Source organism: uncultured Cellulomonas sp., assembly GCF_963527515.1.
Lineage (GTDB): Bacteria > Actinomycetota > Actinomycetes > Actinomycetales > Cellulomonadaceae > Cellulomonas.
Genome location: NZ_CAURTV010000194.1, coordinates 1 through 2,566 on the forward strand (window position 1 = coordinate 1; position 2,566 = coordinate 2,566).

A 2,566-nucleotide genomic window follows, 5' to 3' on the forward strand; every position below is an offset into this window, starting at 1 on the left:
TCGCGGCGCCGCCGGCCCCGGGGCCCGTGCCGCGGCTGCCGCCCCGGCCCGCCCTGTCCACAGGGTGATCCCTCGGCGGGGCAGGTGGTTCGGGGGCGGTCGCCGGGTTAGCGTGGGGGTCTGAGCCGTTGGCGCAGCGGACCGATCCTCCGGGTCGTCCGCGTCGCCTCCGGGAGGAGGTGACGCCGCCCGACTGCCCCTGGGGCAGCCCATTGCACTGTCACCCGGGCGGGCTCGTCCCGTCCCTGGCCCTCCAAGGAGGCTCACATGGAGATCGTGGTTGCAGGCCGGCACACCGAGGTGCTCCCGAAGTACCGGGCGCACGTCGAGCAGAAGCTCGCGAAAGTCGAGCAGCTGGCCCCCCGCGCTCAGCGCATCGACGTCGTCGTGTCGCACGAGACGAACCCTCGACAGGCGGGAAGCAGCGAGCGGGTCGAGCTCACCGTCATCGACCGGGGGCCCGTGATCCGCGCCGAGGCGTGCGCCGACGACAGGTACGCGGCCCTGGACCTGGCCCTCGGGAAGCTGCTCGAGCGGCTGCGTCGGACGCGTGACCGGCGCAAGGACCACCGCAACCACACTCCGATCGCCCCCGTCGACGTGCGTCCGCCCGAGCCCGAGGCCGAGGCGTCCGCCCCGGTCGACCCGGCCGCCGCCGTCGAGACCACCCTGGGCGACTCGCCCGTGGTCATCCGCGAGAAGGTGCACCAGGCGCAGCCCATGACGGTCGACGACGCGCTCTACGAGATGGAGCTGGTGGGGCACGACTTCTACCTGTTCATCGACGCCGAGACCGCCCAGCCGTCGGTCGCCTACCGGCGCCGCGGCTGGAGCTACGGCGTCATCAAGCTCGACGCGGCGGTCACCGCGGCGCCGCTGGCCGCAGTCGGCGGCTGAGCCCACCCGGCCTCTCCGGCGCCCGGTCGGTCCTCGTGACCGGCCGGGCGTCGCCGTGCCGGTCGCCGAGCCGGCCACCGTGTGGGCGCCGCACGGCAGGATGAGCGTGTGATCCCCGCAGGTGCCGCCCCCGAGCGTCTCTCCCTGTCGCAGGCCCGCCGCATCGCGCTGCGTGCGCAGGGCCTGGACCGGCCCCGCCCGCAGCGTGCGACGCCCGCCACCATGCGCCAGTTCCAGCAGGTGGTCGACCGCCTCGGCGTGCTGCAGATCGACTCGGTGAACGTGCTGGCGCGCGCGCACCTCATGCCGGCGTTCTCGCGCATCGGCGCCTACGACCCGGCGCTGCTCGACCGCGCCGCTGGTCAGGCCCCACGCCGGCTCGTCGAGACGTGGGCCCACATGGCCTCGTTCGTGCCCCCCGAGACGTACCGGCTGCTCGGGTGGCGGCAGCGGGCGTACCAGCGGGAGGCGTGGGGGACGATCGCCCAGGTGCCGCTCACGCACTCTCCGGTGGTCGACGAGGTGCGGGCGATCATCACCGAGCGCGGCCCGGTGACCGCCCGCCAGGTGCAGGAGGGCTTCGAGGCCGAGCACCCCACCACCCGTGAGGAGTGGGGGTGGAACTGGACGGTGGCCAAGCAGGTCCTCGAGTTCCTGTTCTTCACGGGCGAGGTCACGTCGGCGGGACGCAACGGTGCGTTCGAGCGTCGGTACGACCTCACGTCGCGGGTGCTGCCCGCGGACGTCCTCGCCGCTCCGGAGCCGTCCGACCAGGACGCGGTGCGCGCCCTGGTGGAGATCTCCGCCCGGGCGCACGGGATCGGCACGCTCCGCTGCTTCGCGGACTACTTCCGCATCAAGCTGGACCGGGTCTCCCCGGCGGTCGCGGACCTGGTCGAGGACGGGGTCCTGCAGGAGGTGACGGTGGACGGCTGGAACCAGGGGCGCGTGTGGCGGCACCGCGACGCCGACCTGCCTCGCCGGGCCTCGGGCACCGCCCTCCTGAACCCGTTCGACCCGCTGGTCTTCGAGCGCCGCCGCGTCGAGGCGCTGTTCGGGCTGCGCTACCGGATCGAGATCTACGTGCCGGAGCCGAAGCGGGTCTGGGGCTACTACGTGCTGCCGTTCCTGCTCGGCGAGTCGCTGTCGGCCCTCGTGGACCTCAAGGCGGACCGGCAGGCGGGCGTGCTGCGGGTGCACGCGGCCCACCGCAGCACGGGACCGGACACCCCCGTGGCGTCGCGCACCGCCGACCTCGTCGAGCCACTCGCGGGAGAGCTGCGCACGCTCGCCGGCTGGCTCGGGCTGGACGAGATCGTGGTCGGCGACCGGACCGGGCTCCTGCGCGGGGACCTCGCGGTGGACCTCGCGCAGGCCGTGCGGGCGGCATGACGCACGAGACCCGGCCGCGCGACTTCGCCCTGGTCGCGCTCGGCGGCGTGCTCTGGGGGACGGGCGGCCTGGCGGGCGCTGCCCTGGCCGACGCCGCCGGTCTGCCGCCGATGACGGTCGCCGCCTACCGCCTGCTCGGCGGTGGCGGCGTGCTCCTTCTCGCGCTCGCGGTCACGGGCGCCCTGCGCGGCCTCGGCCGGACGCGCCCGGCCGTCGGCCTGGTCGTCGAGACCGCCCTGCTCGCCGCCGTCTACCAGGCCGCGTACTTCGCGGCCGT

The 2,566-nt window shown here is 74.8% G+C and carries 2 protein-coding genes and 1 pseudogene; all 3 read left to right on the forward strand.

The window, feature by feature from the left end; translation table 11 throughout:
• Positions 1-267: 267 nt before the first annotated feature.
• Positions 268-897: a ribosome hibernation-promoting factor, HPF/YfiA family gene (gene hpf / locus RYN42_RS20180; RefSeq protein WP_315099432.1), complete on the forward strand. Its 630-nt coding sequence runs from the start codon at positions 268-270 to the stop codon at positions 895-897.
• Positions 898-1,005: 108 nt separating this feature from the next.
• Positions 1,006-2,289 (forward strand): DNA glycosylase AlkZ-like family protein, encoded by a 1,284-nt coding sequence (locus RYN42_RS20185; protein WP_315099434.1) that lies wholly within the window; start codon positions 1,006-1,008, stop codon positions 2,287-2,289.
• Positions 2,286-2,566 (forward strand): annotated as a pseudogene (locus tag RYN42_RS20190) (EamA family transporter); the annotation flags it as partial. The gene RYN42_RS20185 and the pseudogene RYN42_RS20190, both read left to right, overlap by 4 nt.

What these genes read in the sequence shown, in the direction of transcription:
- hpf (WP_315099432.1), top strand. Translation starts at nt 268, where the DNA reads ATGGAGATCGTGGTTGCAGGCCGGCACACCGAGGTGCTCCCGAAGTAC.